At 37.1% G+C, this 22426-nt stretch carries 25 protein-coding genes; 7 read left to right on the forward strand and 18 right to left on the reverse strand.

The genetic code is table 11. From position 1 onward, the window contains the following. Nucleotides 1-19: 19 nt before the first annotated feature. From ACE198_RS19725 to ACE198_RS19735, 3 genes are all read right to left on the reverse strand, one after another. Nucleotides 20-469, reverse strand: coding sequence for an SRPBCC family protein (locus ACE198_RS19725; RefSeq protein WP_375376770.1), 450 nt, complete (start codon nucleotides 467-469; stop codon nucleotides 20-22). Between the two features lie 138 nt (nucleotides 470-607). Beyond that, nucleotides 608-1492: an aminotransferase class I/II-fold pyridoxal phosphate-dependent enzyme gene (locus ACE198_RS19730; RefSeq protein WP_375376771.1), complete on the reverse strand. Its 885-nt coding sequence runs from the start codon at nucleotides 1490-1492 to the stop codon at nucleotides 608-610. Beyond that, the gene (locus ACE198_RS19735) at nucleotides 1492-1782 is read right to left on the reverse strand and encodes a hypothetical protein (protein ID WP_375376772.1); all 291 of its coding nucleotides are present in this window, start codon (nucleotides 1780-1782) and stop codon (nucleotides 1492-1494) included. Before ACE198_RS19735 ends, ACE198_RS19730 begins: the two co-directional genes overlap by 1 nt. A 178-nt stretch (nucleotides 1783-1960) precedes the next feature. On the opposite strand from ACE198_RS19735, the gene ACE198_RS19740 reads away from it, so the two are divergent. Further along, a complete protein-coding gene (locus ACE198_RS19740; RefSeq protein ID WP_375376773.1) occupies nucleotides 1961-2596 on the forward strand; it encodes a YczE/YyaS/YitT family protein in 636 nt (211 codons plus the stop codon). Nucleotides 2597-2670: 74 nt separating this feature from the next. Here the strand turns inward: ACE198_RS19740 and ACE198_RS19745 are convergent, their stop codons facing one another. The 10 genes from ACE198_RS19745 to pabB form a co-directional block, all read right to left on the reverse strand. Continuing rightward, entirely contained in the window at nucleotides 2671-3327 is a 657-nt protein-coding gene (locus tag ACE198_RS19745; RefSeq protein WP_375376807.1) for a YcnI family copper-binding membrane protein, read from the reverse strand. Between the two features lie 31 nt (nucleotides 3328-3358). Continuing rightward, nucleotides 3359-5008 carry a copper resistance protein CopC gene (locus ACE198_RS19750; RefSeq protein ID WP_375376774.1) on the reverse strand — a complete coding sequence of 550 codons (1650 nt, stop codon included), beginning with the start codon at nucleotides 5006-5008 and terminating at the stop codon, nucleotides 3359-3361. Nucleotides 5009-5318: 310 nt separating this feature from the next. Next, nucleotides 5319-6686: a 4Fe-4S binding protein gene (locus tag ACE198_RS19755; protein ID WP_375376775.1), complete on the reverse strand. Its 1368-nt coding sequence runs from the start codon at nucleotides 6684-6686 to the stop codon at nucleotides 5319-5321. Then, nucleotides 6673-7053, reverse strand: a complete 381-nt coding sequence (locus tag ACE198_RS19760) for a hypothetical protein (protein ID WP_375376776.1) — start codon at nucleotides 7051-7053, stop codon at nucleotides 6673-6675. The genes ACE198_RS19755 and ACE198_RS19760 overlap by 14 nt, the downstream gene beginning before the upstream one ends. Nucleotides 7054-7290: 237 nt before the next feature. Further along, nucleotides 7291-8025 (reverse strand): urease accessory protein UreH domain-containing protein, encoded by a 735-nt coding sequence (locus tag ACE198_RS19765; protein WP_375376777.1) that lies wholly within the window; start codon nucleotides 8023-8025, stop codon nucleotides 7291-7293. Between the two features lie 33 nt (nucleotides 8026-8058). After that, nucleotides 8059-8631 (reverse strand): YdhK family protein, encoded by a 573-nt coding sequence (locus ACE198_RS19770; RefSeq protein ID WP_375376778.1) that lies wholly within the window; start codon nucleotides 8629-8631, stop codon nucleotides 8059-8061. A 173-nt stretch (nucleotides 8632-8804) separates the two neighbouring features. Next, nucleotides 8805-9575 (reverse strand): nucleotidyltransferase domain-containing protein, encoded by a 771-nt coding sequence (locus ACE198_RS19775; protein ID WP_375376779.1) that lies wholly within the window; start codon nucleotides 9573-9575, stop codon nucleotides 8805-8807. 2 nt (nucleotides 9576-9577) lie between these two features. Next, the gene (gene pabC / locus ACE198_RS19780) at nucleotides 9578-10444 is read right to left on the reverse strand and encodes an aminodeoxychorismate lyase (protein WP_375376780.1); all 867 of its coding nucleotides are present in this window, start codon (nucleotides 10442-10444) and stop codon (nucleotides 9578-9580) included. Between the two features lie 2 nt (nucleotides 10445-10446). Continuing rightward, entirely contained in the window at nucleotides 10447-11040 is a 594-nt protein-coding gene (gene pabA / locus ACE198_RS19785; RefSeq protein ID WP_375376781.1) for an aminodeoxychorismate/anthranilate synthase component II, read from the reverse strand. Next, the gene (pabB, locus tag ACE198_RS19790; protein WP_375376782.1) at nucleotides 11037-12437 is read right to left on the reverse strand and encodes an aminodeoxychorismate synthase, component I; all 1401 of its coding nucleotides are present in this window, start codon (nucleotides 12435-12437) and stop codon (nucleotides 11037-11039) included. The genes pabA and pabB overlap by 4 nt, the downstream gene beginning before the upstream one ends. A gap of 174 nt (nucleotides 12438-12611) precedes the next feature. Between pabB and ACE198_RS19795 the strand changes: the two genes are divergently transcribed. From ACE198_RS19795 to ACE198_RS19810, 4 genes are all read left to right on the forward strand, one after another. Continuing rightward, the gene (locus tag ACE198_RS19795; RefSeq protein ID WP_375376783.1) at nucleotides 12612-13307 is read left to right on the forward strand and encodes a response regulator transcription factor; all 696 of its coding nucleotides are present in this window, start codon (nucleotides 12612-12614) and stop codon (nucleotides 13305-13307) included. Then, on the forward strand, nucleotides 13304-14662 hold the full coding sequence (locus tag ACE198_RS19800; RefSeq protein WP_375376784.1) for a sensor histidine kinase: 1359 nt from the start codon (nucleotides 13304-13306) through the stop codon (nucleotides 14660-14662). Before ACE198_RS19795 ends, ACE198_RS19800 begins: the two co-directional genes overlap by 4 nt. A gap of 68 nt (nucleotides 14663-14730) precedes the next feature. After that, the gene (locus ACE198_RS19805) at nucleotides 14731-15522 is read left to right on the forward strand and encodes a PepSY domain-containing protein (RefSeq protein WP_251456371.1); all 792 of its coding nucleotides are present in this window, start codon (nucleotides 14731-14733) and stop codon (nucleotides 15520-15522) included. Nucleotides 15523-15647: 125 nt separating this feature from the next. Continuing rightward, nucleotides 15648-16130, forward strand: a complete 483-nt coding sequence (locus tag ACE198_RS19810; protein WP_251456373.1) for a PepSY domain-containing protein — start codon at nucleotides 15648-15650, stop codon at nucleotides 16128-16130. A 186-nt stretch (nucleotides 16131-16316) separates the two neighbouring features. Here the strand turns inward: ACE198_RS19810 and ACE198_RS19815 are convergent, their stop codons facing one another. From ACE198_RS19815 to ACE198_RS19825, 3 genes are all read right to left on the reverse strand, one after another. Beyond that, nucleotides 16317-16511: an IDEAL domain-containing protein gene (locus ACE198_RS19815; RefSeq protein WP_098572509.1), complete on the reverse strand. Its 195-nt coding sequence runs from the start codon at nucleotides 16509-16511 to the stop codon at nucleotides 16317-16319. A gap of 155 nt (nucleotides 16512-16666) precedes the next feature. Then, the gene (locus ACE198_RS19820; protein WP_375376785.1) at nucleotides 16667-17509 is read right to left on the reverse strand and encodes an ABC transporter permease subunit; all 843 of its coding nucleotides are present in this window, start codon (nucleotides 17507-17509) and stop codon (nucleotides 16667-16669) included. Further along, a complete protein-coding gene (locus tag ACE198_RS19825) occupies nucleotides 17502-18410 on the reverse strand; it encodes an ABC transporter ATP-binding protein (protein ID WP_375376786.1) in 909 nt (302 codons plus the stop codon). Before ACE198_RS19825 ends, ACE198_RS19820 begins: the two co-directional genes overlap by 8 nt. A gap of 268 nt (nucleotides 18411-18678) precedes the next feature. Here ACE198_RS19825 and ACE198_RS19830 point away from each other — a divergent pair, with 268 nt between their 5' ends. Continuing rightward, nucleotides 18679-19530: an alpha/beta fold hydrolase gene (locus tag ACE198_RS19830; RefSeq protein ID WP_375376787.1), complete on the forward strand. Its 852-nt coding sequence runs from the start codon at nucleotides 18679-18681 to the stop codon at nucleotides 19528-19530. A gap of 81 nt (nucleotides 19531-19611) precedes the next feature. Here the strand turns inward: ACE198_RS19830 and ACE198_RS19835 are convergent, their stop codons facing one another. After that, a complete protein-coding gene (locus tag ACE198_RS19835) occupies nucleotides 19612-20211 on the reverse strand; it encodes a response regulator (protein WP_375376788.1) in 600 nt (199 codons plus the stop codon). Then, nucleotides 20204-21346: a sensor histidine kinase gene (locus ACE198_RS19840; protein WP_375376789.1), complete on the reverse strand. Its 1143-nt coding sequence runs from the start codon at nucleotides 21344-21346 to the stop codon at nucleotides 20204-20206. The genes ACE198_RS19835 and ACE198_RS19840 overlap by 8 nt, the downstream gene beginning before the upstream one ends. A gap of 273 nt (nucleotides 21347-21619) precedes the next feature. Here ACE198_RS19840 and ACE198_RS19845 point away from each other — a divergent pair, with 273 nt between their 5' ends. Further along, nucleotides 21620-22402 carry an alpha/beta fold hydrolase gene (locus ACE198_RS19845; protein ID WP_375376790.1) on the forward strand — a complete coding sequence of 261 codons (783 nt, stop codon included), beginning with the start codon at nucleotides 21620-21622 and terminating at the stop codon, nucleotides 22400-22402. The last annotated feature ends 24 nt before the right edge of the window (nucleotides 22403-22426 follow it).

The raw sequence follows: 22426 nt of genomic DNA on the forward strand, positions 1-22426 counted from the left end.
TTAAGTTTAGCTTAAATTTTTACCTGCGATGAAATTCTTCTAATTTAGTAGAAATGACTGACACTACCTCATCATCTGATTTTTGGAGTGCTTTTTTAAAAAGGGAATTAGCTAAAGATCCCATTGGCCCTGTTGCATTGATTTCTAGAAAGCCCGTCACACGAGTTTTATTTTTATTTAATGCCTTTGCTTCAAAATAGCCCTTACCTAAATATTTTTCATTTGAACGTTTTAAATCAAAAGATACCCTGGATGGTTCGTTCCACTCTTTAATATCTATCAATAAACTAACCTTTTTTTTCATTACTCCAAGATCACTCTTAAATTCCCAACAGATTTGACGTTCATTTCTTTTTTCATGTTGAATATAGCCAGGTACAAGTGGTGCCCAATTGTTTTCGTCTCGAATAAAGTCCCAAATCACTTCAATCGGGATATCTAATTCTAAATGTTGTAAATCGCTGAGCATTTTATCCCTCTTTCATTTTCAAAGTAAAAGACCCTCTTGCGAAAGAAGGTCTTTTAAAAAATATATGTAGATATTTAAATTTATAGAAGAGGCAAGAAGGAGTTTGCCCAAAAAATCACCATTACGTATGATGTTACTTTACTTCTTTCTTGAATATTCCATTAGGAATTCATGAATTCTTTCAGCCGCTTGGGATAGTCGTTCTGGTGGTTGCACCATAGCAATCCGAACATAACCCTCACCCAGTTTTCCAAACGCATCACCAGGAATGACAGCCACTCCAGCTTGGTCAATTAATTCAAAGGCAAACTCACGGGATTTCCATCCTGCTGGGATGCTTGCCCACACAAACATGGTTGCTGGGGACTTGGCAACTTGCCAACCACTTTTTTCAAGCCCAGAAATCAATACATTGCGACGCAGCTCATATTCATTCACCTGTGTTTTAAGAAAAGCAAAATCTGAAGTTAATGCCCTTACTGCTGCTTTTTGAATCGGGTAAAAGACTCCATAATCAATATGGGATTTAAATGAAGCCAAGATATCAATGGCTTGCTCATTGCCGACGACATACCCGATCCGGCATCCTGCCATATTAAAGGTTTTTGATAGGGAATTAAATTCAATTCCAATCTCTTTTGCCCCAGGGACCGACATGAAACTAAGCTGTCGATTCCCATCGAAAATCAACTCAGAATACGCGAAATCATGAACAACCAAAATATTGTGCTGCTTAGCAAAGGTAACTACCTTGTCAAAAAATGACTGATCAGCTAAAGCTGTTACAGGGTTACCAGGATAACTGATAATCATCATTTTGGTTTTATCCAGCACATCTAGCGGGATTTTTTCTAGCATTGGCAGGAACTTGTTTTCAGCTAATAACGGCATCGGATAGATAATCCCGCCTGCAATGTTTACACTTGCCTCATAAATGGGATACCCGGGATCCGGTACCAATACATAATCACCAGGATTAATGATTGCCGAAGCCAAATGAGCAAGACCATCCTGAGACCCCATCAGCTGCAATACTTCAGATTCAGGTCAACCGCATATCTTTGCTTATAAAAATAACTTACGGCATGATTAAATTCAGGTATCCCTGTTAGGGTATAGCCATATTTGCTTGAATCACTAGCACAATCAATCAATGTATCGACAACAAAAGACGGCGGTGGAAAATCTGGACTTCCTACACTTAAATCAATGACATCCTTACCAGCTTTGATAGCTTTCAGTTTTCGATTAGCTATCTCTTGAAAAATACTAGCCGACATTTTTTTTACTTTTTCTGATGCAACGAGATGCATAGATATCCCCTCTATCCTAAGAAAAATTTAACTATTCTAACATATTTAAATTATATCAATCTAATGAATTCAATTCTATATATCAATATAATCATTGATTATTATTCAATCATACTTTAGAATCTTAAGATAGGTTTTAATATTCAGATAAAAGGTTTTATGTGGGGGTAACTAAAAAATGAAGCTGGTTCAGTATTTATTATTTTTTGCAGGACTAACCTTTTTTGGCTTAGGAAATGCAATTGCCGTTAAGGTAAAATATGTGGGCCTACATCCTTGGGAGGTACTGAATGTTGCGCTATTTGAACATTTTGGTTTAACCATTGGAACTTGGGGTGTCATATGCGGACTGATCCTGATATTTATTTCTATTTTTGTAGCGAGGAGTTATATTAACATAGGTACTATCCTTAATGCCTTATGTATTGGACCTATCATGGACTTTTTCCTCTGGTTAGATATTCTTCCAAAAGCAACAGATACTTGGGTTGATTACCTCATTCTTCTCTGTGGAATCATCATTACAGGGGTCGGCGGCGGGATGTATGTTGCAGCAGGAATCGGTGCGGGTCCTCGAGATGGCTTTATGTTATCCATCTCTGATAAAACTAAGTTATCAGTTAGTCAAGCTCGCATTACGGTAGAAAGCATAGTATTATTGATTGGTTTATTGTTAGGTGGTCCTGTTTTTATAGCTACTTTCCTTTATACATTCATTCAAAGTCCAATTTTCCATCATTCTCTAAAGCTATTCAAGGCATTAGTAGAAACAATCACTAAGAATAAACGCCGAGCTCAAGATATTGCCCTATGAATAAGACCAGGAAGCCACCATATTTTAACCTTTTAAAAAAATAGAAGATGCACACGGCATCTTCTATTTTCTTTTTATTTTTTTCGGATTGCAATAATCAGTGCAGCGAATGAGAGTAACGCTGCTAAACCCGATAAAATTAGTGATAAAGATGTAGATGTTTCTGTTTTCTTTTCAGTCACTTCTGTTTTCGTTTTTGAGTTATCCTTTGTTTGTGCCTTATCACTATGTTCTGATGTTTGACTGCTATGTTGGTCTGTGTTGGAAGTAGTTACAATATCTGTAATAGAATGGGGTGCGTCAGACCCTTCCCCACCGGTCCATTCGACTATACTGCCATCCTTGTAATATTGAAAAGCATCCCAAGCAGCTTTGGTTGCCTTTTCCGGGTTTTTCGCTACAAATACAAATTGTTGGAATTGACCACTTAAAATCCCTTCCCCAGTTGTTTCGAAGGTAAATGTTTTTACTTTACCACTAGCATCCTTTTCAGATGAATAGGTCCAGCCTGGAACGGGTTGATAAGACATAATTTCTACACCAGCTGGTGCTTTGACCGTTACTTTTGTGGTGGCTACATCCTTTTCAACTGGCACTTTTAAAGTATAAGTTTCCCATGCGCCTGTTGAAGATGTTTTTGGCATTACTGTGACATGAGCACTTGCCATACTTGAAAAGATAAATAAGCTGATTACTGCCGGAATAAATACTTTTGAAATTCTGCCAATCATTTTTTTCATTGTTAACTCTCCTCGAATGTTTTTATTGGCTTCCCACTAAAACGTTGAAATCTGTATCGATACTTTCTAATGACTTTGTTAAAACGTGTACATGTACGTTCCACTTTCCAGCCATGGTAAAATGTAAACCCTTTACTCCGTACTTTCCTTCTGCCGTTTTTGCTAGGTTAACCGTTTCTTTTCCCATATCCATTTCAAGCATTGTAAACGTTAGGTGTAATTGTTCAATATCTTTGATGGGCTGTCCTGCTTTATCTTTTAATGTAACTTCAAATAAATTCGTTCCAATTATATTTGGGGTTGCTGCCAGTGTAATTTGCTTGCCCTCATTTACTATATTGGTTTCCTTGAACGGCCCCGGCGACTGCATGGCTGTTGGTAAATTGGTTAACACGACCGAAAGAATAAGGATGATTAGACCCGTCAAAAGTTCACCCTTTATGGGAGTCCCTAATCCCTTTGCAGTACCCCTTTTTCCTTTAAGAAAATTCACCCCAGCAAGCACTACCATTAGGACAAATAAACTAACTTTACCTATTAATACCTGTCCATAAGTTGTTTGGACCAGGGCTGAAAGGTTGGGAATATATAATAAGCTGCTATATATTCCTGTACAGGTTAAGAGCAGAACAATAATTAAGCCCCATTTGGAGAAGTTTTTTATCATTCTAAGATAATCCTGTTTGAAATCCGTATTTTTTCTTAATGAAAGGAAGCCGATAAAACCAATTAAACTTCCAATCCAAATCGATGCGCCGAATAAATGAAGGAAATCCATTGCAATCGGTAAAAATTGATTTGATTGGGAAGCGGCATGACTTGTCATAGACTTTGTCCATAGCAAGGCACTTCCTAGAATAAAACAAGCCCACAAAATGATTCGTTTCGTGCTCTCTGCCATCCCCATGAAAGAGGTAAGTAGAACAAGCGTAATGAGGAGAGCGATTTGAATAATCCATGAATGCCCATAACTCGTATTCATTAAGACATTTTCAATTAATGGAAAGCTGAACACTTCACTCCATGGGAATCCAGATTCAATCGATGCCTGTAGTGGCAAACTTAATAAAAGGCTAAAGAATAGGAGGGTTAGACTCGCATTAATTAGTCTCCGGAACTTCTTTTCAACTGATTCTATCTCCCTTAATTTATAGGACATGACCATCATATAAAAAAAGATTAGCCCGACATAACAAGCATTACTAAAATATTGAAGCCAACGAATGACGATTAGATCGGCCTTGGGCTTGTAACCCTTTGTTACCTTATTGGAAGTTGCTGAATTTTGACCTTCATCACCAACCTGAAATGGAATGACACCTTCGACCGGATGGCCATCACTTGAAACCACCTTCCATTTAATCCGGTAGGATCCATCGGGAAGGCCATTCTTTAATCCACTCGTTAAGATAGATGGTTGTTTTGGATCAATTCGGCCATTCTTTTTATCGACTCGATTCCCCTCTGAATCAAACACTTTTATGGAGTTAAAGGCCGGTTGGATTGATTCATCAAATTTTATCATAACCTCGGATGGTGCCTTTTCAACTGTTTCATTTTCTAATGGTGTAGACTTTTTTATGTAGGCGTGCGCCGAAGAAATAGACGGAAATAAAAATAGAAACAGGGCAAAGATTAGTAGTAATGTACTTATCTTCTGTTTTGTTTGCAACCCATCACACCCTTATCACCAAAATCATTGTTGTAATAACTAAACTTTATGAAAAATAGTTTCTACTGTCGATACAATGATAATGATAAATAGGGTTAATAACAATATCTTTTCTAGACCAACTTGTGACTAATTGTTGAACTTTTACGGTTATTGAGGAATTTTTATTTATAATTATCCTTAAAAAGTTTGGTTTGCAAGTAATAATCATAAAAGGAAGAGATTATCAAAAACCTCAGAATAGGTTTTTGATAATCCCTTCCCCTTTTTAAAATTATTTATAATAAATAAGGCATTATTTAATCCTACATCAAACTCTATGCATCATAGGTAAGGAGAATAAATAAATATTTGTGATTGCTAGGACAGTCATAAGCGCGTAATATGGCAGCATAGCTTTAAAAGATGTCATTTTGCCTCTACCCATTCTGTACACCACATAACAAGTACCTACCAACCCGATTAATATCACTATATACTGAATCATTTGTACGGTTGGAGTTGAGGCGAGACTTAAACTTGCTGGGTTAGTATCTACTCCAAATAATCGGATTGAATTAAACCATACTGCCTTCCCTTCTGTGAAGATGTGGAATAGGTTATGAGCCAGATGACCAGCAAGATCCAAAGGAATAATCGCATAGCCAAAACGAGTAAAGTTCTTTTTGATTGAACCTTCCATTCCAAGTAGTGATGCTAGTTTTGCAGTACCTAACATTAAAAAAATTGGTAATGCCATGGCAATGATAAAGGCAATCGTAAAGTTCACAACATAGTTTTCTGTACCAGTCACAGAACCAATTGCATTCAGTATATCCTGCCATGGTTCAAGCATGGTTATATTTTGTACGAACACGATACCCATAATAACAGCAGCTAGAGAAGCATGCTCAAGCTTCGGATTTTTTAATCCCCACAATTCTTTTGTAGGAATTCTAGTTGTAATTTTAACCGAATTGCTTGGACAGTTTTTCACACAGTTTCCGCAAATATTACATTCTGCACCGGACTCCATTGTTTTAGGAAATTGGAACATTGGGCATCCTTCAACACCCTCGGTTCCTTTGTAGCAAGATTGGACTTTACAGGTTTTACAAATATCAGGAGTCGCCTGTACGTTTAATGCACCAGAGCGTGAATAGTTTCCAGCAAGACCACCAAGGAAACAGAGTGTTTTACAAAAGGTTCTTCTTTCATAAAAAACAGAAGTGGCTACAACCATGGTTACGAGTAAAAGCAATAGGTAACCTGAACCTCTTGGCGACTCTACAATTCCCCACACATGGTCACTATAAGTTATGGCAATAAAGAATAAATCTATCAACCAAATTCCATATTTCCTTAAAAACTTAGGCATCGGTCGCTTGCTGCCAACAAATTTACGAACAATATCACTTAATTTACCGAACGGACATATCGCACACCAGAAGCGTCCGGTTAGTAAAAATAGAACTGGAATAATCGGCCACCATAACACCCATGTCATCGTTGTACCAAAATTTTTACTCGGATCCACGGTACCCATTACTAATTCGTAAACTATGATGGAAAATATGAAAATAACAATCCATTGAAAGATTCCTGGGTACCATTTGGTTTTCACAAACTTTTTCACAACTGGTATAGATAGGAGATCAAAAGGTTCCTTTTCTGGTAAGTTTTTCTCAGGCATTGCCATTGTTTACATCTCCCTTCCGTCTAAACCATCTATTCCAGACACCTATTAGGACAAATGATAGATTCACTGCCCCATATGTACTTAACACTTTATAGTTTGGTGGTGATTCAACCACTGGTCCATGATGATCGTGATCTTCATCACCACTTCCCTCCATGTCGGTTCCACTTTCATGGTCCATTCCCTCCATATCGGTTCTGCTGTCATGATCCATAGTGGCATGATCACCAACGGATGTTTCCTTTTTTAGATTCTCTGTTGCTTGTTTTAAATTGGGGGTATGAGAATGCCCCTCATCTGCAAATACCCTTACATCGAATGAAAGGATAAATGATAATGCAAAAATAAATAAAAATAGTTTCTTCATTTTTCCACCTCCAAAAAGCTATTTTTGTATCTAATGTTCATATGTTTAATGTAATGGGGAAATTTGCAGATTGTATGCATTTTTGTTGGAGATAATATGGAGTATTGATTTTCTGTTCATTTGTTCATTGATTTGTAAAATCTGACTTCAATTTTTTGTTACTATAGCCCAAAATCTCAAAAAAAAGAAGAACCAAAACGGCTCTCCTTTACTACTTTACTTTTTGTGTTGTTATTCTTATAAAGACCAATAAGTTAATGTATCAAAAATTCCTAAGAGAAACATCAAAATACCGGCAATCCTTTGTATCACCATTCCAAACTTTCTCCCTTTTTTCATTATCACTCCACTACCGCCGAGGAACCAAATGATAAAAATAAAAATCAATAGTGGAATTGCAGTTCCAATTGCAAATATTGGAGGTAGAATAAACCCATAAGTACTAGACAATACGACAGGCATTAAGGTGACAAAGAAAAGTACAAACATAGTCGGACAGAATGCTAATGAAAAACTAAATCCTAACATAAAAGAGCCGAATGGATTTTCACTCTTGTATTCATTTAATCCCTTTAATAGATTTAATGTTCCTGTTAATTTAATAAAACCCATCATAAATAACCCAACTATCATTAATAATGGCCCCATAATCTTCCGAATCCATGGAAAATATATGGTGAGATTTTGTTCCATTTCCCTTCCAAGCAGCCACACCAAAACACCTAATAAAGAAAATGCTACTATTTTACCGAAAGTGAAAAAGATAACATCCTTCCAAGCGATTTTCTTTTGAATAGAACGGTTACCATAAATTGTTACAGCACTAATATTACCAGTTAGCTGACAAGGTGCAAGAGCCCCAATAAGTCCTAGAATAAACGCAAAGACTATTGGCCATGCTTCTAAACTATAGGCTATATTGGAAAACGGTTTACTAACAAATGAGCTAAATTGACTTAATATACTGTACATTTAATCACCTAAATCAATATATATATATACCTTTTATTTAGTTGAAAGTTCGCTTTCAGATACCCACTTATGATTTGTAACTTTTTCTCCTCCATCAATCGGAGTGTAATCAACCACATATACAGTTGTTTGTTCTGCTGAATCAATTGTCCCAGTAGCACCCATCATACCTTCCATGTGGTCTGCTTCTAAGATAACTTCCGTTCCAGGTTTTAATGATGCACTACCTGCATTCTTAATTTCTTCTTGAATCACCCATTTATGGTTTTTCACTTTTTCCCCACCTGTTGTCGGAGTATAAGAAACCACGTACGCTGTTGTATCATATGCTCCCACTATTGTTGCTTTAGCACCATTCATGCCTTCCATATGGTCTACATTGATAATAGCTTGACTTCCCACTTTATAGCTTGGATTCGCTTTTTCCTTTAAACCAGTAGGAATCTCACCCGAACTTGAGTGTTTCATATGATCCATATTCGTACTATTATGGTCCATTTTTTTATTTTCATCAGAACTCTTCTCATTACTATTGTTAGCACACGCAGTCAACATCAGCATTAAGAACAAAGAAACAAATCCTACCACCAATCTTTTACTTTTCATATTTACCTCCTAAAATTATATTTCAAATGGTATTCTACAACAAAAATTTGCAGAAACTATGAATTTTTATCCCTCTAACAATTATCAACCGCTAATATTTAAATAAAACAATGAGCCACTTTTGATATAAAGTGGCTCACAAAGTAATTTATATTTTTTTGAGACTGAGATGATTATGCCCAAACCTCATCAAGAATATCTCGGAATAGATTATCCAAAATCGGGGTCATATCCTCATTGGATACTTTAAGGGTTTTCGCGTATTCCTCAAGCCGATTGATTTCTTTTTCTAAAAAGTCATTTATGGCATTAACCTTCGGCTCAAGATTAAGTTCATCCCCACTGATTTTCCTTTCAAGCAACATAAGGATTTCCTGCTTTAACTGACCCTCTTCAAGAAGCTCTTCTACCAATGTTTGAAATTCAATTGGCGGGACCGTATTGTATCTTTCAATCCATATACATGCTAAAACGGGTCTAAGGACATAAAAGTACTTTTTAATTTTCACATGATCTCCACGGAGATAATCGCGAAAATTTCCTTTTGCCATATTTAAGTAATGATAGAGGGCGGATTGCGGTAAAAACACTTGATTCTGGATTGCCTTCAATTTATCTACTAAAGAAAAGGCTTGATAATAAACAATTCCCGAATGGAGCCACTCCATCAGCGGCGGATTGGATTTCCTAAACAGTTTGAGCGCCTTTCTTATTTCCCAGCCATTTATATCAAGGAGGGCATTAATTGGAAGTTCGATCACCTCTCGCTTTTGATCAATGCTCAAATACCAGTCCTTTTTTTGGACATAAATGAACCGAACATCGTAATCACTATCCTTAGAAGGAAATCCCCATGCCCTGCTCCCAGATTCGACGGCCAGACAGATTTTCACTTCAAATTGCTCTTCAATTTTTTGGATTTCAGCGAGTATTTTTTCTTTCAAAGTTATTCACTCCTTAATCCATGCCTTGACCACAGACTTTTACAATAATGGCGATATTCACGATGCAATAGTTGTACTATCTGGCCTCGTTTACCAGGAAATTCATGTCCTTCCAATGTAGAAATGGGGACGATCTCTTGAATGGAATTAGTAACAAACATCTCATCGGCTTCTAGGCTGTGTTCCAAGGAATAAAGCCCCTCTTCTACACTCAAATTATGTTTCTTCGCTAACTCACAAACAAACTGGCGTGTAATCCCATTTAAAATCCCCGTTTGTACGGAAGGGGTGTATAAGCAATTCCCTTTTACCCAAAAGATATTAGAGACAATCCCTTCTGCTATGCACCCTTTCTCATTAAGGAAAATCCCTTCTGTATCCACAGCATGTCCGATTTCCTTTTTTGCAAGAATATTATTCATAAAATGATGGGACTTCAGACGTTCACTTCCTTCGGGACTGTTTCGTCTCAACTCCAATAAAACCGCTTTTTTTTCCGTTAAGTCCCCTGCCTGAGGTAATGGTTTAGGAAAAAAAAGAATGTTTGGGTTAATATACGGTTCTACTTGTAAACCAATATCCCCAATCCCCGCTGAAACATTTAGCCTTAGGTAAGCATTGTTCAAATGGTTTACTTTTAATAATTCTTGCAGGATATTATTCGTTTCTTCTCGCTCAAAACGATAGTTGATGTTTAGAACTTCTAATCCTTGATTAAGTCGCTCTAAATGGTCATCCAGTAAGAAAGGATGTCCTTCATAGACCCGGAACGTTTCAAATAACCCCATGCCATATAAAAAACCATGATCGAACGGGGAAAGCACTGCCTTTTCTTTTGTTAAAAATTGTCCGTTTATATATATCACCATAATTAATGACCCTTTTGCACAACGATATTTTTATAATGATGGACAAAGTTTCTCAAAAGATCCTTTCCTGAGGTAGTCAATATAGATTCTGGGTGGAACTGTACTCCTTCAATTGGTAACTCCTTATGACGGATTGCCATAATTTCTCCTTCTTTTGTCCAGGCGGAAATCTCAAAGCATTCCGGCAATGTCTCTCGTTTGACGATTAAGGAATGGTATCGAGTAGCCGGAAAAGGATTTGGCAAGCCCTGAAAAATTGTCTTTCCATCATGATACATATCGGATGTTTTCCCGTGCATCAGCCTTTCCGCGCGAATTACATCGCCATTAAAAGCCTGAGCAATTGCTTGCTGGCCTAGGCACACACCAAATATTGGGATTTTCCCTGCGAATGCTTGAATCGCGTCCAAGCTGATTCCTGCTTCATTTGGACTGCATGGCCCTGGAGACACCATTAAGAATTCAGGCTGTAGTTCTGCAATCTCTTCAATCGATGTTTGATTATTTCGCTTAACCACTAATTTCTCTCCCAATTCACCTAAATATTGCACTAAATTAAAGGTAAAAGAATCGTAATTATCTATCATAAATATCATTTCTCTACCTCCTCTGCCATTTCTTTCGCTTTCCATAGTGCCGCTGCTTTTTTCATTGATTCTTTGTACTCATGCTTTGGATTAGAATCAATAACGATTCCTGCTCCTGCCTGCACATGTGCCATCCCATCTTTAACAAGCATGGTGCGGATAATTATGTTTAATTCTAAATCGCCGCTAAAATCAATCCAGCCAAGCGAACCGGTGTACACTCCTCTTTGAACGGGCTCAAGTTCCTCGATTATTTCCATTGTACGGACTTTAGGTGCACCAGTTATGGTCCCTCCAGGGAAAACAGAATCAATAATATCAAAACTTGATTTGTCATTCGCTAATTCTCCTCTTACATTGGAGACGATATGCATGACATGTGAATACTTTTCAATGACCATAAATTCATTGACCTCGACGGTCCCATACTTACATACCCTGCCAAGATCATTTCTTTCTAAATCCACTAACATCACATGCTCCGCACGCTCTTTTTCATTTTCAATTAATTCATTAGCAAGCTGGATGTCTTCTTCGTGGTCTTTCCCCCTCGACCTAGTACCTGCAATTGGGCGGGTACTTACCACTTGTCCATCTTTTTTCACGAGTAGTTCTGGTGACCCGCTTACAAGTTGAAAGTCTGGCGTATGCAGATAGGCCATATATGGAGATGGATTTAAGGACCTTAATTGTTCATACACTTCAAGTGCTTCTACTTCAATCTGTTTTGATTGGCGGACGGCTAGATTCACCTGAAATACATCGCCTTGTCCAATATATTGCTGAATCTTAGTGACAGCCTGTTTAAACTGATCTTCGGTCATTGAAACCTCTAGATTATTATTGTTACTTTCTCTAGGCTTTTTTGTTTGAATGGAAGGGATATCTTGAATCCATTGATTTTCCCATAAGGAAATTTTTTCTTCCATCCCCTGATCATTTTCAGCTAAAAACATAAACCACAAAATCTCTTCTTTATGATCAAAGACAAACCATTCCTTCACAATAAAAAAGTAGATTTCTGGCAATCCTAAATCGTCTGATGCTAGTTCTGGAAGTACTTCAATGTAACGAGCGTAATCATAGCTTATGTATCCAATGGCACCTCCCAGGAAACTAGGAAGCCCTTCTATTTTATCAACATGATACCGGCTCATATATTCCATCAATAAGTGTAATGGATTTCCTTCTTGTTTCTCGGTACCATTTTCATTTTGAATTTCAAGCATATGGTTTTTCCCTTTTATTATCGTCTCAGGCTGAAGGGCAGCAATGCTATAACGCCCGCCGCGGCCGCTTTCCAACAACACATGATGGGTGTTTTCCTCAGCCAATACACGATATTGACTGAAAAACCTTGAATTAGTAAAAGGAATTTTCTTACAGTATAAATGTAGTTGTGTCAACCAATTCACTCCTTAACTTTTCTCTTTTTTCATCATACTTGAAAAGGGTGTCAGGCACCACTCTTGTTGTGAAGTTGCAGGTCGATATTTTTTCAATTAATAAAAGGAATTTATCACCCTGCTATGGAAAAGTGTAATAAATTAGTAATATTCAATTTCTTAGGGGGATCAATTATGAAAAAGGAAACCATTCTAGTGGTTGAAGATGAAGAAAAGATCGCTCGGCTTCTTGAGATCGAACTTGAGTACGAAGGATATGTGGTAACAAAGGTAATGGATGGTCTTGAAGCATTTGAAGCATACAAGAAGGGGAAATGGGATTTAGTATTACTTGATGTAATGCTGCCTGGAATTAGCGGAATTGAATTGCTCAGGCGGATTCGGGTAAATGACCAAGTTACACCTGTTCTTTTACTAACTGCCAAAAGCTCGGTTGAAGATAAAGTGTCAGGACTGGATTATGGGGCAAATGATTACATAACAAAGCCCTTTCAAATTGAAGAGGTGTTAGCACGGGTCCGTGCTGCTTTAAGGGTGAAATCTGTAGAGCATCCTCAGGAAGACGGAAGTTTATTAATATTTGCTGACCTCAAAGTAAATCCAAAAACAATGGAAGTTTTTCGTGGAGAAGATGAAATTGAATTAACTCCTAGAGAGTTCGATTTGTTGGTTTATTTATTAACAAATAAGCGGCAAGTATTAAATAGAGATCAAATTTTGGAAGCAGTTTGGGGATATGACTTTATCGGTGACACAAATGTAGTGGATGTTTATATTCGATATGTCAGAAAAAAATTAGAACAGCAGAATAAGCCCGCATTAATTCATACTGTCCGTGGTGTCGGGTATGTTTTAAAGGAAGCTAAATGAAACTTAGTAATAAAATAAATTTTTATACTGCTGTGTTATTTGCCGCCTTATTAATCGTGATGAATCTATCGGTTTATTACACCTTTAACAAATTAATTCTCAACAGTGAATTAAACACCTCCGCAAAGGAAATGGAAAAAACGACAAATGATATTGGGAAATCACTTGGCTCTATATCTGAGGGAGAACTATTACGTTCTTACGTCCCTATCAATGGAATGATCCAATTTGTCACAGAAAATAACAAACCCTTATCAACAGTTACAAGCCCCACAGAACAGGCTTTAATTGGACGAAAAGCCAAGTTTCACCAAGGGGAAGTTAGTACTTTTATTGTTTTTCAAAAAAAGTCTTATACCTTTGAGTCAATGCCTATTATTTTGCTTGATGGAAGTGTGGCAAATCTTCAAGTGACTAAAAGCATTCAGCCGGCAACTGATAACTTAAAAATTCTGAGGCTTGTCTTGATTTTGGTGACACTTCTAGCACTAATTCCTGTAGTTGTTTCCAGCCGGATTCTTAGTAAACTGATTACCAACCCTGTTACATCCATGATTAAGACTATGAAAGAAATTAGACAGAGCGGCCGCTTCAAGAGGCTGACGCTTGATGGAAAATCAAAGGATGAACTTTATCAAATGGGAGAAACCTTTAACCATATGATTGATTTACTTGAGACAAATTACGAAAAACAAAAACAGTTCGTTTCAAATGCGTCTCATGAATTTAAAACCCCCTTAACCATTATTGAGAGCTATGCAAGTCTTTTAAAGCGGAGAGGTTTAAAGGAACCGGAGCTTTTTGCCGAATCGATTGAAGCGATTCACTCCGAAGCAGTTCGCATGAAAGACATGACTGAACAGCTGTTACTGTTGGCTAAGCATCACGAGCAGTGGAATATCCAAAAGGCTGAGCTTAATCTTAGTGATTTTATGCTGCAAACGGTTAAAGCCTTTCAAAGTGCTTATAATAGAGAAATACATTTTCAGCAGAAAAAATTACAGAAAACAGTTGTTACGGATGAAAGGAAACTAAAGCAGCTGCTGTATATCTTTCTGGATAATGCACGGAAATATAGTGATGATGCCATTACAGTTAATATCGGCATAATGCATGATGAGGCATTTATAAGTGTGGCCGACAAGGGAATCGGCATCCCAAAAGATGAACTGCCAAAGGTCTTTGACCGTTTTTACCGTGTTGATAAAGCAAGAACTAGAAAAAAAGGCGGTTCTGGACTTGGCTTATCCTTAGCAAAGGAAATTGCTGACGCCATTGGTATCAGGATTCACCTTGAAAGTGAAGAAGGAGTTGGAACCACGGCAACTCTTTTTATTAAAACTACTAAAAATTAATCCATTTCTCAGCATTTTCTAATCTTCATATTAGAAAATAAATGTACTTAACGTGGTGAGGTGATATTATGAAGAAAAAAACTGGGATTTGGGTGATAATAGGCTTTCTTTTTTTTGCCTTTCTCATTTATTTTAGTTGGCAAAGATTCGGTCCGACCGAAGCATCGGCTGAAATTCTATCAAAACAGGCAGCGCAAAAACTTGTCCAGGACCGCTATCAGGGAACTGTTATTCAAATTAACTTAACTGACAAGCAATACCATATAGATTTAGAGAAAAAGGATACTATTTATCAGATCGAACTAAATGCGATTTCTGGAAAAGTCCTTTCATTTGTCAAAAAAGAATCGAAGTCTCCACCTCTTAATGAACCAGAGGTTACATTTAAATCAGAAGATGAAATTAGAAAAATCATCTTAGCCAAGGTTAAAGGAACGATTACATCCTTTGAAAAAATAGTCAATGAGGACGAAACGATTTACAAGGCTGTTGTAAAAGAAGGAAATAATCAAACTACACTCTCAGTGAATGCACTTACAGGAAAGATTCTTTCCTCCATTACTACTCAAACCAATACCTCCTCTAGGCGGCTTACCGAGAAAGAGGCTCGCGATATTGCAAAAAAACAAGTGAATGGGATTGTTGAACATATTTGGCTGGAGACTAAAGGCGAACAAACCTACTACCTGGTCGAAATTGAGACACAAGATGACAGAGAAGCAATTGTACAAATACATTCCATTACAGGCAATGTTATATCCGTTTCATGGGACGATCGCAGTAGTGATGATGATGATGATGATAAGAGTGATGATTCTAAACAACGCGGCAAGGACGATAAAAAGGAAGATGATGACTAAAGTAAAGAACAGATAGTTTACCTAATGATAATTCTCATTAATTTCTAATGTTATTCCCCCTTTTGCTCTAATCTTCACTGGATATTCTATAAGTGTAGTAAACAAACACAAAGGAGGAATTATTAATGAAAAATAAATTTATTGTTGGTGCATTATCTGGGTTATTAATCTTGGGCGGTGCCGTTGCAGCGGGGGCTTCAAAAAATGATACACGAGCTGAGGACTCTATCCATCAGGAAGATAAAAAAATAAGTACAAATGTAAATGGAAATGACCAAGGCCAAACAACTATTAAAGTGGAATCTGATGACAGCAATAGTACAGCAGCGGCAAATCCTAATTTAATAACGGTGGAAAAGGCAACAGAGATTGCACTTAGTGAAGTAAATGGAACAGTTGATGAAATTGAACAAGAATTTGAGCATGGTAGAATGGAATATAAAGTAGAGCTAATCACGAACACGGGTGAAGCAGAGGTAAGGATCGATGCTGAAACTGGAAAAGTTGTTAGTGTTGAGCACGATGATGATAACGATAGTGATGACGATAATAAAACCGATGACGGCGCTCATCAAAACAGACACAGCGGTGATGACGATAATAACTGAGAACAAAACTTGTGAGGAATCCCCGAATAAAGGAACCTATCCCATTGGATAAGTTCCTAGTTTTTTTGAATCATTTATAAAATTAGATTATTGTTAATGACATTCATTTATATGTAAACAGAAAGAATCCCATCCATATATTGGATAGGCTTCTTTTTAGAATAATAGGATCCGTTAATCGATAACTTAAGAAATCTTTTTTAGCTCTTCTGTTAATTTTAGGAATAGTTCCTTATCCCCGTTTAGTAATGTGTGGTCGATTTCCTTGCGGATTTTCTCCCGTCTAAATTCTAGCAGGGCATTTTTTAGAAACATTTCTGCAACAACAGCATCTGTATTCTCATCCGAATGTTGTGGTGAATTAAGTAATTTCTTTTCCATGGAAATCAACTCCTTACGTTTTTTCTAATTATACAGTTAATTTTCTAAAAATTCAAACACTTTATTCAAAAAAACCAAAAAAATTTTCGCAAAAAAGATTGGTGTCAGGCACCACACAAAGACACTTGTGCACCCCAGGGAGACAAATGCGGATTTTAGTGAATTTGGCTTTCAAAAAGGGTGTTTCTCTGGTTAAATTTGGTGATGATTTTAAGTAGGATTCCATTAGCCACCAGTAAACCAACTCCAATTAAGAATAAGGTTAGTGGACTTAGGAAGAAAAGCCCACTAACTTGGCTGATAATAAGGCCGACGACAGGTAACACCATAATACCGCCAAATTGTTGTGCTTCCTGAAAAGATTTTACTCTGGCGGAAACCAGCACATTCAAAACAATATTAAAAATTACTAAGGCTGGGATCACCCAAAACATTAAAAGTAACCAGGTTGAATTCATAAATAAAATTTCATTAAAAATCCGATAAGTAATTAGATTTACAATCACGGCATTTAGTAAAAAAGCTGCAAACGTTATGGCGATTGTAGGGATGAAGGATGCAATCACCTTGCCAAAAAACAATTCAGAAACTGTGATCGGAGCAAATAATAAAGTTTCCAATGTATTTCTCTCCTTCTCCCCTGCAAAGCTGTTCGAAGAAGTAACCATAGAATTGATAATAGCAGACATTAAGAAAAACGGGATGATCATAAAGTTTAAGAAAAAATAAACCGATTTGTAACCAAGTGTGGGAAGCGCAGATAGGGTATTTCTTAACTCTTCATTCGGAAAGTTCTTAATGATGGCATTGATTGGTTTTTCTAAATCTTTTGAGGATTCCCCAATTAATTCTGTATTTAGACCAACATACGCAAATATTGCTGGGAGAAAAATGCATAGAAATAAAGGTAGGATTATCATTGGTACCCATATCTTTTTGGAAGAAAAAGTATTCTTAATATCTTTTTGAGCGACGGCAGCAATAATGTTCTTATTCATGCTTTTCACCCCTTATTTTAAAATATAAAGACTCCAAACTTCTATTGGTAATTTCACACGAATGAATCCACGTTTCGCTTAAAATACTCTTAAGTAGAGCTGGTATTTCATTTTTTGAGGGAAGATTAAACTCAATATTATGCCGATCTTTTCTAATGTAAGCAAAGCCCCTATATGTCTTAGAGTCGATTGGTAAGAGACCAGTTTCAACCAATAAAGTAACATTCGTCAAATATCGATCCTCTAATTCACTTCTAGTTCCCTTCTCAACGATTTGACCATCCTTTAAAAATAGGAAGGTGTCACAAATAGTTTCCAGTTGGTGCAGAACATGTGAACAGATGACAATCGTGACCTTTTCTTCCTTATTTACTTTTTTCAGGTAATGAATCACATCGTTTATCCCTTCAGGGTCTAACCCATTTGTAGGCTCATCCAAGAACAAAAGCGTAGGTTTATGTAGCAGGGCCTTTGCTAGGGTAATTCTTTTTTTCATCCCCGTTGAAAACGTGCCCACCAAATGGTCCTTCTTTTCAATCATTTCAAATTGCTCAAGTAGATGAGTGATACGCTTGGGGTCATAGGCATTATAGATTTTAGAAAAGAAGACCAAATTATCCCAGGCACTCATGTCATGGTACAGGGCGGCACTCTCCGTTACAATCCCCGCCCTCTTTCTAATTTCATCACCCTCTGTTTGAGGGTCATATCCCATTACCCTCATCTTACCGCTCGTAGCATTAATTACTCCATTTAACAAACGAATCATCGTTGTCTTTCCAGCCCCATTTGGTCCAAGCAGACCAATAATACTACCTTCCTTAATCGAAAAAGAAACACCCTTTAAAATATCACGCCCATTAAACGCCTTATCCACATCAAACGCTTCAATAATTGACAACCTACATTCCCCCCAAATTTGGTGTCAGGCACCGCAAAAAGACACTCTCTCAAGTTTTCCACGACGGATGGACACTTCACCAAAAATAACCATTTTTATTAAATTTTATCAGATTCTTATGGGAGGTTTGTACTGTTATTTTGAAATTTATATAAATTGCTGATATTAATGGGTTTTTATTTTTAGGCTATATTTTTTGGGTATGTACAGATATTTAGGGAACATTATACTCATCTATTTTATTAACAAGAGTAGGTGAGAGATCTTGATGGAACAAACCGTCTTGGCAGGTTATCAACCAGTAAATAACATTAATGTTTATTACGAGTTTTATCCTAATCACACATCTGAAAAAACGTTTGTTTTATTACATGGCTTCCTTTCTTCCACCTTCACATTTCGCCATTTAATTTCTTTATTGAAAAAGGAGTACCAGGTTCTATCTATTGATCTTCCTCCCTTTGGGAAAAGCGCCAAATGTAACCGCTATGTATATTCTTACAAAAATTTAGCCGATACAGTAATCCAGCTTACAGAATCATTAGGGCTTAAAAAAATGACGTTTATTGGTCATTCTATGGGAGGACAAATTGTTTTAAATATCCTCCATATGATGCCAGAACTTGCGGACAAAGCTATTCTTCTCTGCAGTTCAGCTTATCTCAAGCGTTCAAAATTGCCTTTGATTATTACAAGTTACCTACCCTATTTCCATCTTTTCGTAAAATATTGGTTTGCACGGACGGGGGTCAAGAAGAATCTTCAGGACGCACTTTATAATCACGCCATTATTAATGACGAAATGATTAACAGTTACTTACAACCATTTTTAACAGATGAAATTTTTGTAGCTCTTACAAGAATGATTCGTGATCGCGAAGGAGACTTGCCTGCCCAAATTCTTAACCAAATAAAAACACCTTGTTTATTACTATGGGGGGATCATGATAAATCAATGCCCCTTAATATTGGTGAGAAGTTAAACAAGGATTTAACTAATTCAGAGCTCATTGTTTTAAAAGATTCTGGACACGCCCTTCCTGAAGAACGTCCTCGGGAAGTTTTTGATTATATTAAAGGTTTTATTGATAAGCAGTACCATACCGCAGCTGAAGCCTAGTTGCTTATTCCTAATGGATTGGATTTGGTCTACTATGAAGAAACAAAAAATGAACGGTGCCTGACACCGTTCATTGACAACTTATTTAAACCAGCCTTTTTCTTTGGATTGAGTAATCGCCTCGATACGGTTTTTTACTTCAAGTTTATCTAGGATTATTGAGATATAGTTTCTAACTGTTCCAGTCTTGATACTTAGCTCTTCTGCGATTTCCTTTGTATTTTTACCATCTGCAACGAGCTCCAACACTTCTTTTTCTCTGTCTGTTAATGGATTTTCCTCCCCATACACATCATCCATAAGTTCTGGTGCATAAATTCTTCTTCCTGACATTACACTACGGATTGAACTTGCCAACTCTTCACTTGGACTGTCTTTTAACAAATACCCGTTCACACCTGCTTTCAACGCACGTTGGAAGTAACCGGTTCTGGCAAAAGTAGTTAATATGATTACTTTACAGCCTAGACCCTTTAGTTCTTCTGCTGCATCTAGACCACTCTTACCTGGCATTTCGATATCCATAATACAGACATCAGGTTGGAATTTTTTCACCAGTAACACGGCCTCTTCACCGTTTGATGCCTTTCCAACCACTTCCATGTCTTCTTCCAAGTTAAGAAGTGAACCAAAAGCGCCTAATAGCATTTGCTGATCCTCAGCAATCACGATTTTAATCATTTTTCTCCTCCTTTTCCATCCTTGGTTTAACATCATTTGGTACTTTTATGATCAATGTGGTTCCTTCTTTGGTTATCATTTCTAGACTCCCATTAATAAATTCCAAACGCTCTTTCATGCCAATCAGCCCATGGCAGCCTTGCATCGACTCTTTCTCCCCCTTAAATACTCCATCATCGCGAATGGTCATTACCAATTCCTGCATTGATTGAATAATGGATATGAAGCAAGATTTCGCACCACTGTGTTTGACAACATTATTTACAGCTTCCTTCATACACATGCTGAGAATGTTTTCTGTAAACAGAGTAACATTTGATGGAGTAAAATCTCCTTCACTGCTAAAATTAATTTCAGCCGCGTGAAGGATTTGTTCTACACGGGCAATTTCGTCTCTTAGTCGGATTCCACGCATCGATGACACCATCTTACGCACCTCACTTAATGCTGTTCGGGCTGTTTGCTGGACATCCTTTAATTCATTCCGTGCTTGCTCCGGGTCCTTTGAGATTAACTTTCGGGCCAAATCCGTTTTCAACCCAATAAGTGAGAGCTTTTGTCCAAGGGTATCATGAAGGTCCCGGGCAATCCTCTGCCTTTCCTCTATTTTAACTAACTCTGAAATCCGTTTGTTGGCATCCAGTAACTTTTCTTCCAGTTGACCTCTTTCCTTCCTGTTATGGATGCTAAACGGGAGGAGGATAACACTAATCCAGATGATAATAACAAAGGGTAATTGCTGTAGAAATAATTTTTCTTGCATGACAATACTGAAGTTAATGGATACCGACGTACTAAACAAATGAATAAAATACAACGTTAAAAAAGCAATTCTTTCTTTAATATTGCCGATAAAATAAGCAAGAAAAAAAGCAAAGTAAACATAATTGAAAAGACTTGTGGCAGTAATAGAAATACCAATCAGGATCAACGTCCATAGATAGACGGGCCAGCCTTTAGATATAAACGCAATTCTGTAAAGAATAAAGAATAATAATGTGAGTAATATCCCCACTACTATTTCAATAGTTGAGGGGGATTGAAAAATAAAGTAAAACGGTAAAATGCCAAGAACCGTCCAAATATACGGAGCAATTCCATTGTTTTTTTGAAATGTCAGATACTTTTTTATCATAAGGGAACCTCATTTTCAATTAACGTCCTTAATCCTTTTATCATAACTCAAAAATGCCAGGTTGTACTCCAATTCACTCCATTTTAGCTAAAAACCTTCTCTCTTTTTACACGATTATCTTTTGAGACAGGTAACTCTGATATCTGTGCATTACATCCATATGTAATATTTCCCCATAATTACATATATAATAAAATAATCGTACTTTTATACCCATTTAGACCATTCAAATATTGGAAATAACAGTTGTTATTATACAACTAGGAGGAATGAATGTTGAGTGAAATATTCAAAAGTTACTCCGGAATTCCTTATTTGCGGTTTGGTGCAGGTGAGCCTTTGGTTTTTATTCACGGTCTAGGTGAAGTAAAGGAGGGCTGGGCAAACCAGTTTGAGTTTGCGAATCAGTATGATTTAATCATCCCTGATTTACGGGGGCATGGAGAGTACACTGCACCAGGGGAGATCTCCATCAAAAGCTTTGCCTATGATGTCATTAGTATATTAAAAGAGCTGGGAATTGAAAGCGCACACATATGCGGGTTATCAATGGGGGGAATGGTTGCCCAAGAAATTTATCGTCAAGCACCTGGAATGTGCCGGTCTTTGATGCTAGTAAGTACTTACCATTATGCTCCAAAGCAATTCGGAACGCTTTTTATTAATTTCAGGAAAGCCTTAGGGGAAATTAAATCACCTGAAATGGTCACAGAAAGATCTGCAAAGGTTTGTCTTTATTCATGGAGTAAAGAAAATATCGAGACCTTCTCTAAATTTTACAAGCCAAACCGTGAATTCTTTTTTAAATCAATGGAGGCTTGTTTACAAGTAAATAACATAACATTACTCCCACAGATAAAAGTGCCAACGCTAATTATAGGCGGGCAGTACGATTCAGTTATACCCGTTTGGGTTCAGTTCCTAATGCATAAACAAATTAGGCACTCAGAATTTGTCATCTTCAGGAACACCGGCCATGTTGCTAAATTAGAGGCAAAGGATGAATTCAATAAAGTTCTGAGGTCATTTTTGAACAAACATAAAAGAGCAAGTTAGGAGTGAGGAAACCTCTCTCCTCTC

Origin of the sequence: Neobacillus sp. KR4-4, from assembly GCF_042136325.1 — a bacterium.
GTDB lineage: Bacteria > Bacillota > Bacilli > Bacillales > Cytobacillaceae > Neobacillus.

What these genes read in the sequence shown, in the direction of transcription:
- ACE198_RS19795 (WP_375376783.1), top strand. Translation starts at nt 12,612, where the DNA reads ATGAAAAAGGAAACCATTCTAGTGGTTGAAGATGAAGAAAAGATCGCT.
- pabA (WP_375376781.1), bottom strand. Translation starts at nt 11,040, where the DNA reads ATGATATTTATGATAGATAATTACGATTCTTTTACCTTTAATTTAGTG.
- ACE198_RS19745 (WP_375376807.1), bottom strand. Translation starts at nt 3,327, where the DNA reads ATGATTGGCAGAATTTCAAAAGTATTTATTCCGGCAGTAATCAGCTTA.
- ACE198_RS19840 (WP_375376789.1), bottom strand. Translation starts at nt 21,346, where the DNA reads ATGATAAAAAAGTATCTGACATTTCAAAAAAACAATGGAATTGCTCCG.
- ACE198_RS19765 (WP_375376777.1), bottom strand. Translation starts at nt 8,025, where the DNA reads ATGTACAGTATATTAAGTCAATTTAGCTCATTTGTTAGTAAACCGTTT.
- ACE198_RS19805 (WP_251456371.1), top strand. Translation starts at nt 14,731, where the DNA reads ATGAAGAAAAAAACTGGGATTTGGGTGATAATAGGCTTTCTTTTTTTT.
- ACE198_RS19730 (WP_375376771.1), bottom strand. Translation starts at nt 1,492, where the DNA reads ATGGGGTCTCAGGATGGTCTTGCTCATTTGGCTTCGGCAATCATTAAT.
- ACE198_RS19740 (WP_375376773.1), top strand. Translation starts at nt 1,961, where the DNA reads ATGAAGCTGGTTCAGTATTTATTATTTTTTGCAGGACTAACCTTTTTT.
- ACE198_RS19830 (WP_375376787.1), top strand. Translation starts at nt 18,679, where the DNA reads ATGGAACAAACCGTCTTGGCAGGTTATCAACCAGTAAATAACATTAAT.
- ACE198_RS19800 (WP_375376784.1), top strand. Translation starts at nt 13,304, where the DNA reads ATGAAACTTAGTAATAAAATAAATTTTTATACTGCTGTGTTATTTGCC.
- ACE198_RS19735 (WP_375376772.1), bottom strand. Translation starts at nt 1,782, where the DNA reads ATGCATCTCGTTGCATCAGAAAAAGTAAAAAAAATGTCGGCTAGTATT.
- ACE198_RS19815 (WP_098572509.1), bottom strand. Translation starts at nt 16,511, where the DNA reads ATGGAAAAGAAATTACTTAATTCACCACAACATTCGGATGAGAATACA.
- ACE198_RS19835 (WP_375376788.1), bottom strand. Translation starts at nt 20,211, where the DNA reads ATGATTAAAATCGTGATTGCTGAGGATCAGCAAATGCTATTAGGCGCT.
- pabC (WP_375376780.1), bottom strand. Translation starts at nt 10,444, where the DNA reads ATGGTGATATATATAAACGGACAATTTTTAACAAAAGAAAAGGCAGTG.
- ACE198_RS19760 (WP_375376776.1), bottom strand. Translation starts at nt 7,053, where the DNA reads ATGAAGAAACTATTTTTATTTATTTTTGCATTATCATTTATCCTTTCA.
- ACE198_RS19820 (WP_375376785.1), bottom strand. Translation starts at nt 17,509, where the DNA reads ATGAATAAGAACATTATTGCTGCCGTCGCTCAAAAAGATATTAAGAAT.
- ACE198_RS19770 (WP_375376778.1), bottom strand. Translation starts at nt 8,631, where the DNA reads ATGAAAAGTAAAAGATTGGTGGTAGGATTTGTTTCTTTGTTCTTAATG.
- ACE198_RS19845 (WP_375376790.1), top strand. Translation starts at nt 21,620, where the DNA reads ATGTTGAGTGAAATATTCAAAAGTTACTCCGGAATTCCTTATTTGCGG.
- ACE198_RS19810 (WP_251456373.1), top strand. Translation starts at nt 15,648, where the DNA reads ATGAAAAATAAATTTATTGTTGGTGCATTATCTGGGTTATTAATCTTG.
- ACE198_RS19755 (WP_375376775.1), bottom strand. Translation starts at nt 6,686, where the DNA reads ATGGCAATGCCTGAGAAAAACTTACCAGAAAAGGAACCTTTTGATCTC.
- ACE198_RS19725 (WP_375376770.1), bottom strand. Translation starts at nt 469, where the DNA reads ATGCTCAGCGATTTACAACATTTAGAATTAGATATCCCGATTGAAGTG.